We start from the raw sequence: 6242 nt of genomic DNA, 5'->3' as shown, positions 1-6242 counted from the left end.
GACGCCGTCGCTCGTGAAATGGAGCGGGCCGGCAAGAAACGCGAGCGTCCTCGACGCCCATCCGAGACGCTGCTCGAGTACGCCTCAGCTCTTGACGCTCAACAAGGAAGCGAAGATTGGACCAAGCTCGCTAGCGGCGTCAACGAGAGCGTGTACGGGGGCGCGGAACGGCCTCCTCCCGAGCAGCAACTCATGGTCGTAACCGCAAGACGGCTCAAGAGACGTACGGCCCATATTTTCAAGTCACGCCGTTTGACGCGTACAAAGGTCTAAGCACGACAAATCTCTCTGGGGTCCCAGTTAGAGTCTCGGCGGGGCACGCGAAGGGGTCAAAGGCATGAAGGACTTATTTCGGAAACGTGGCGGAACCGCGCTAACGGCTCAGCCTGACTGGTGGTCGTCCAGCGATCGGCAAGTCGGCGAGTCGGTAGCAATGGGCAGGGTGTCGACAAAGACGTTAATCCCTTACGCAGCTGCAACCAGGGGCGAACCCTGGTGGGGTCCCCCCCAGTCCGATACTGCAAGGAAGTCCGGCATCACGGCGTCCCGTGTCGTGCTGCTGTTGACGGGAGTCCTCCTCATAGTCGGATCCGTCTCTCCTTGGATTTCGGTGTCACTTTTCGGCAACACGGTCAGCGTCGATGGCACCGACCGAGCCATTTCGAATGCAATAACGATGAACGGCTGGATCACCGTGGCACTCGGAATCGTGATGATCCTCGTCGGCACGCTAATGATGACGTCATCCCAGACGGTCCTACAGCTGCTGGCACTGAGTGTCTCCGCGATGGCCCTCGCCTTCACAACCTACTTCGTCGTTCGAGTCGTCCAGGAGTTGTCCAGAGCGGACGCCGCTACCGCTCGCTTCTCGCTGGTGGGGCGCTCGGTTCCGGTCCATGAGCACATCGCCTGGGGACTGATACTTCTATTGGTCGCTGCTGTTGTCGGTGTGATCGGCTCGGGCGTCGATTTCCGGGAAAGCGCGCGCCGACTTTGAACAGCAGTTCGCCTCGTAAACCTGGCGGCTCTCTTCGAGAGCGACCGCCAAGGAGGCAAGTTTTTGTCATATCGGGAGTTTGTTGTGATTCCTGTGGGAATGCGGCTCTAGCGTCCGCGGGACGAGTGTCGAAAGGGGCGCCTCGTGACGGCTGTACCGGCTTTTGACGACTTCCTACAAGACGCCGATGATCTGCCGCGCGAAGTTATCCGTCCCGTGAAGGACCTAGCCGTGCTCGGAGTGGGATTACGAAGGTCGCTTCGGCGGCTCACACGGTTACGGTCGGCCCTGCGCGATCCCGAGTTGGAGACAACGGGCGGTGCCCAGCTCACGGTCGCTGCCCTGCTGGTCATACCGGTCTGGGCGGCCCTCGGAGTCGCCGCCCTCAGCATCAACGTGAGCCAGAGCCACCCGTCCCGGACAAGCATCATCATTCTGTCGATGCTCGCCGGCGAGCTCGCACTCGGTGCTGCCGTCCTCTCGGCGATCAGGGCCTGGGTCGCCCACGAGGTCGCTCCCATGTTGGCCGCGGCAGGGCTTGCCGCCTACGGACTAGCCAGTCTTGCCGAGGCCGCAAATACCTCAATTGGGTCAGGAGCAACCGGCCGATGGTTCAACGGAGGAAGCCTCTCGCTGGCGCTGGGTTTCCTTTTCTTGTCGGTCGTGAGCCGTCGAGAGGATGACCGACCCGGGCTCCGGCGCCTCACCTGGGTCTATCCCCCGGTGCTTGCCCTCCTAGGCATAGGAGCCTTATCGAACGAGAACCTGCTGCTAGCCATTGCTTGGGCCATTACCGGGGTCACGGCCATATGGGCTGGCCGTAGAGACGAGGAGCGGCTCAAGATTTGGCTCGGCGTCACGATGCTGTGCCTGGCCCAGGGCTCTTTCGCGGTATCGCTGCTTCCGGCCGCTGGGCTCGCACAGCTTGGCGGTCACGTGCTCCGAGTGGTCGCCACAACTCTCGTGTTGCTGGGAACGATCCGGGCCCTGCAGTCGAGCGTGGCCGACCACCAGTCGTTGGTCCTCGAATCACTCCTGGCCTTCCAAGGAAGCGAGGCCCGCCGTCAATCCGAAGAGCAAGCGCATCAGGAGGCGGTACACAACCTCCGCTCGGCGTTGGGGGCGATCACGGTCGCAACCCACGCCCTCGTGTTCTCCGGTACGAGCGCTTCTCTTAGCGACGGCGACCGAATGCAGCTTTCACGAGCTCTGGAGGCTTCCCTCGATCGAGCACGCCGGTTGATTACCCGAGAGTGGGCGTCAGTCCCACAGAGCTTCCAACTTCTCGATCTGGTGATGCCGGCAGTCGTAAGGGAACGGACCGCTGGCGTGGCCATCGATCTTGACCTTGCGCCGGATCTGGCGGTCAAGGGCGACCGCGGGCGCGCCTCCGAGGTGCTCGAGGCCATACTCGACAACGCCCGGCGTTACGCGGGCGGGTCCCGCCTGACCATCCGTGCCTTTGCGGACGATCCCTGGGTGACGCTGGTCATCGCCGACCGGGGCCCCGGTATCGCGGTCGATTGCCTGGAGCGCATCTTTGACCGTGGATGGACGACATCGTGTAACGGAGAGGGAGCCGGCATCGGTCTTCACGTGGCGAGGCTCCTCATGGATGAGCAGGGCGGCGATCTCCGAGCCGCGAACCGGACCGGAGGAGGAGCAGTATTCACGGCCCGTTTTGCAAGTGCCCCTTCCCTAACAAACACGAGTCTCGATGGTCTCGCGGACCTCGGGGACTCCAGCCTCGAAGAGACACTGATATCCAGCGCCGTTGTCGGAGTCTCGTAGACGAGCTGCTGATCCCAGGAACTACGGCTTGTCCGGGCCTGTTCGACCTGTGACGACGGCCCCGACCGGGATGGACGCCGGCCAAGGCCTCCTAGCCCTCCTAGCTGGCTTGCTCGTGGTCGGTGGACTTGCTGCCTACTTGCTGACCGCACTCCCCGACTCAGGCACTCGCCTGCCTCGGGGTGCTCCGAGTTCGCTGTCGAAACCAGGCACACCGCAAGTACAAAGTGAACTCAGAGCGGCTTCCGAACAGGCGTGCATCTCAAACTACGAGGCTTTGCAAACGGCCGTGTCCGAGTACCAGGTCGAGAGGGGCGCGCTGCCCACACAAGCCATCCAGCTGCAGCCGTATTTTCGCGGCACGCTCACGACCACAGCGTTCACGCTGAGCATCGATCCGGTTCGGCCCGGCCAGCTCGAAGTGCAGACTCCAGGACATCCCGCCTCCGACGGCAACGCCAACTGCCGCTACGCCGGACAATGAATCAGATCCCGCCCAGGCAGGCCACAGTTTGGGCCTCGGCCGCTTCCCAGGGGGAACGGAGCGCCGTAAGCTAGCGGCGTAAACGCAGTCCGACCACGGAGGGAAATCGTGGCTGCTGAAAAAGGACAAACTGCCACCCGCACCTACCGGGTGCACGTCGACCCCGACAAGTGCCAGGGACACAACCGCTGCTACAGCATCGCCCCCGAGCTCTTCGATATAGACGACCTCGGGATGTCCTCAGAGAAGGGCAATGGCACAGTCCCACCCGAGCTTCTCGAGAAGGCGGAACGGGCGGTAGCCAACTGTCCTGAGTACGCGATCTCCCTGGAGGAGGTCGACTCGTGACCAGCCGCCACGCTCCTGTATCGGACTGGAACACCGACTTCGACCACACCGATCCCTCGTGGGTCGCCGATCCGTACCCGATTTGGACGGAACTGCGCGAAGGCTGTCCAGTTGCTCACAGCAACCGCTACGGCGGGGTGTGGCTTCCGACGACCCACGAGTACGTGTCGGAAGTCGCCTACGACACCGAACACTTCACCTCTCGGTCGGTCGTGGTGAGCGAAGTGCGGCCTGGGCCCGAGGACCTTCCGGCCCCCATCGGCCTCGCGCCTCCGATCACATCCGATCCCCCGTTCCACAGCATCGCCCGCCGCATGCTCCTCCCGGCATTCGGGCCAAAGCCGATAGCTGCCCTGGAGCCGTACACAAGGGAACTGTGCCAACAACTACTAGAAACCACAGCCGGCAAGACCGAGTTCGACGCCGCGGTTGACTACGCGCAACACATCCCGGTTCGAGTCATCGTTCGAATGCTCGGCTTCCCCGAAGAAGACGCCGACATCTTCCGTAAGTTCATCCACCAAGTACTGGAGGACGTCGATCAGTCCCCCGAGGAGCGCCAAGCGATCATCAATCAGGGCGAGATCGACGAGTACATGGATGCGCAGATCGAAGAGCATCGGGCGAATCCACGCGATGACCTCACGTCTTTTCTCCTCGAAGCCGAGATCGAGGGCCAGAGGCTCCAGACGGAGCACGTGCGCGGAACGATGGTGCTGTTGATGATCGCCGGAATCGACACGACGTGGTCCGCGATCGGCGCATCGTTGTGGCATCTCGCCCAGCACCCTTCGGACCGCAAGCGGCTGGTCGCCGAGCCGGAACTGATGGACACTGCGCTGGAAGAGTTCCTGAGGGCGTACGCCCCCGTGACCATGGCGCGTCTGGTCGCGCAGGACTTCGACTTCCACGGCCAGCGCCTTAAAGAAGGAGACTGGCTGCTGCTCCCGTTCCCGTCCGCCAACCGGGACCCGAACGCCTTCGACGATCCCGACACAGTGCACCTCGACCGCGAGCACAATCGTCACGCAGCCTTCGGCCTCGGAATCCACCGGTGCCTCGGCTCCAACCTAGCCCGCATGGAGCTCCGCGTCGCCCTCGAAGAATGGCTCAAGCGCTTTCCAGACTTCGAGCTCGCTGATCCAGCCCGAGTCACCTGGTCCGCAGGACAGGTCCGCGGACCACGCACCCTTCCGTTGCGCATCCTCTGACGCTCGATTGCAAGCTCACGTCCCCCGTCGGCAGTTTGGATGCAACCGGCGGAGATTTCCAGTTTTTCCCAAGGGTGCTATCGACCTGTTACCGGCAACCCGATATAGACAAGGTGAGACGTAAGGCTGCTGCCGCTCATGAAGACGAACTGTCATCTCTCGACGAGCGTCTCACCCGTCAGGAAGACGACGAACTGCGCCGGCTCAACTGCTTCTCTCAGGTCGGTGCCCTCGCCGCAAAAAGGCAAGAGCGCTTCGTCGAACTGCGCCTACGTGACCGCCGCGCCGAGATCCGCCCGCCGCGTGAATTCGGCGAGGACGAGACCTACGTGCCGAAGCAACGCCGCCGTCTCCGGCTCCCGTTCACCCACAGGTCGAAGCCGGGCAGCCAAACGCTGACTGGCTAGACGTCCTTCAAACCTTCAGACCTGTCCGGTCGCAGGGTCGATGACCTCGGAAACGACCGACACCTTGTCGATCGGAAAACCGCCACACCTCGCGTGCTCCACCAGGATGTCCTCGTCGGGAGCCACGTACACGCAATAGATCTTGTCGTCGGTGACATAGCTTTGAAGCCAACGGATCTCCGGTCCGAGTCCTGCCAAGACCTGGTTCGACTTCTGTGAAATCCCGACCAAGTCGTCGTGGCTGAGCTTCCCTGCGCCCGGTAGGTCGCGCTCGATCAGATACTTCGGCATGTCCTTCCCCTTCTCTTATCAGTAGTCTTCCATTCCGTACTGCTGGTATGTATACTCCATACCGACGGTATGGTTGTCAAGGGGAAAAAACAAGAACGCGGCGAAGCAACCCGCGAAGCCCTCACCGAAGCCGCGCGCCGACTGTTCGGACAACAAGGCTTCAACGCCACGTCGCTGGACGAGATCGTGAACGAGGCCGGTGTCACCAAGGGCGCCCTCTACCACCACTTCTCCGACAAGGAGGAGTTGTTCATGGCGGTGGCCGAATCGGTGAGGCGCGACACTACCGTCAAGCTCCAGGATCTGTTCCTGCTCCCCGATCCCTTCGCCGCCTTGGAAGCCGGATGCATGGCGATATTCGACGCCTACCTCGATCCTGCCGTCCGGCAGATTGTGTTGACCGATGCCAGATCGGTGCTTTCTGCGGCGGCGTACCGTGAGCTGCAGAGCCGGGACGAGTCGGCGTTCGTTCGTGCCACCCTGCGCCGGGCGATGCGCGAGGGCGTCATCGAGACCCAACCGCTGCGCCCGCTGGCCATAATGCTGACCGGAGCGATCGGCGAGGCTTGCACTTTGATAGCCGGCGCTGAGGACCCCACCGCGGCGAGAGAGGAAGTCGGGCAGGTGCTCACCCGCCTGCTTGCCGGCCTCCGCCCTCCTGCCTCGCCACGGAACGCACGAAAGCTCTCGGCCGCCCGAGGCCAATAGAAACC

At 62.7% G+C, this 6242-nt stretch carries 9 protein-coding genes; 8 read left to right on the top strand and 1 reads right to left on the bottom strand.

Annotated elements, in window-relative coordinates:
• The 7 genes from VFZ97_10855 to VFZ97_10825 all read left to right on the top strand — a co-directional run.
• The coding region (locus tag VFZ97_10855; GenBank protein HEX6393933.1) for a DUF4129 domain-containing protein at positions 1 to 273 on the top strand (273 nt) is incomplete at its 5' end.
• A 64-nt stretch (positions 274 to 337) separates the two neighbouring features.
• A complete protein-coding gene (locus VFZ97_10850) occupies positions 338 to 997 on the top strand; it encodes a hypothetical protein (GenBank protein ID HEX6393932.1) in 660 nt (219 codons plus the stop codon).
• 144 nt (positions 998 to 1141) lie between these two features.
• Positions 1142 to 2788: a HAMP domain-containing sensor histidine kinase gene (locus tag VFZ97_10845; protein HEX6393931.1), complete on the top strand. Its 1647-nt coding sequence runs from the start codon at positions 1142 to 1144 to the stop codon at positions 2786 to 2788.
• Between the two features lie 289 nt (positions 2789 to 3077).
• The gene (locus VFZ97_10840) at positions 3078 to 3272 is read left to right on the top strand and encodes a hypothetical protein (protein ID HEX6393930.1); all 195 of its coding nucleotides are present in this window, start codon (positions 3078 to 3080) and stop codon (positions 3270 to 3272) included.
• Positions 3273 to 3380: 108 nt separating this feature from the next.
• On the top strand, positions 3381 to 3620 hold the full coding sequence (locus tag VFZ97_10835) for a ferredoxin (GenBank protein HEX6393929.1): 240 nt from the start codon (positions 3381 to 3383) through the stop codon (positions 3618 to 3620).
• Positions 3617 to 4831 (top strand): cytochrome P450, encoded by a 1215-nt coding sequence (locus VFZ97_10830; protein HEX6393928.1) that lies wholly within the window; start codon positions 3617 to 3619, stop codon positions 4829 to 4831. The genes VFZ97_10835 and VFZ97_10830 overlap by 4 nt, the downstream gene beginning before the upstream one ends.
• A gap of 113 nt (positions 4832 to 4944) precedes the next feature.
• Positions 4945 to 5238, top strand: coding sequence for a hypothetical protein (locus VFZ97_10825; GenBank protein HEX6393927.1), 294 nt, complete (start codon positions 4945 to 4947; stop codon positions 5236 to 5238).
• A 15-nt stretch (positions 5239 to 5253) separates the two neighbouring features.
• Here the strand turns inward: VFZ97_10825 and VFZ97_10820 are convergent, their stop codons facing one another.
• Positions 5254 to 5529, bottom strand: coding sequence for a DUF4242 domain-containing protein (locus tag VFZ97_10820; protein ID HEX6393926.1), 276 nt, complete (start codon positions 5527 to 5529; stop codon positions 5254 to 5256).
• 69 nt (positions 5530 to 5598) lie between these two features.
• Between VFZ97_10820 and VFZ97_10815 the strand changes: the two genes are divergently transcribed.
• Positions 5599 to 6237, top strand: a complete 639-nt coding sequence (locus tag VFZ97_10815) for a TetR/AcrR family transcriptional regulator (GenBank protein HEX6393925.1) — start codon at positions 5599 to 5601, stop codon at positions 6235 to 6237.
• Positions 6238 to 6242 lie beyond the last annotated feature (5 nt).

Source organism: Acidimicrobiales bacterium (assembly GCA_036378675.1).
Classification (GTDB): domain Bacteria; phylum Actinomycetota; class Acidimicrobiia; order Acidimicrobiales; family Palsa-688; genus DASUWA01.
The sequence above is the reverse complement of the archived record's forward strand: the minus strand, read 5'-3'. Positions and strand labels throughout refer to the sequence as shown.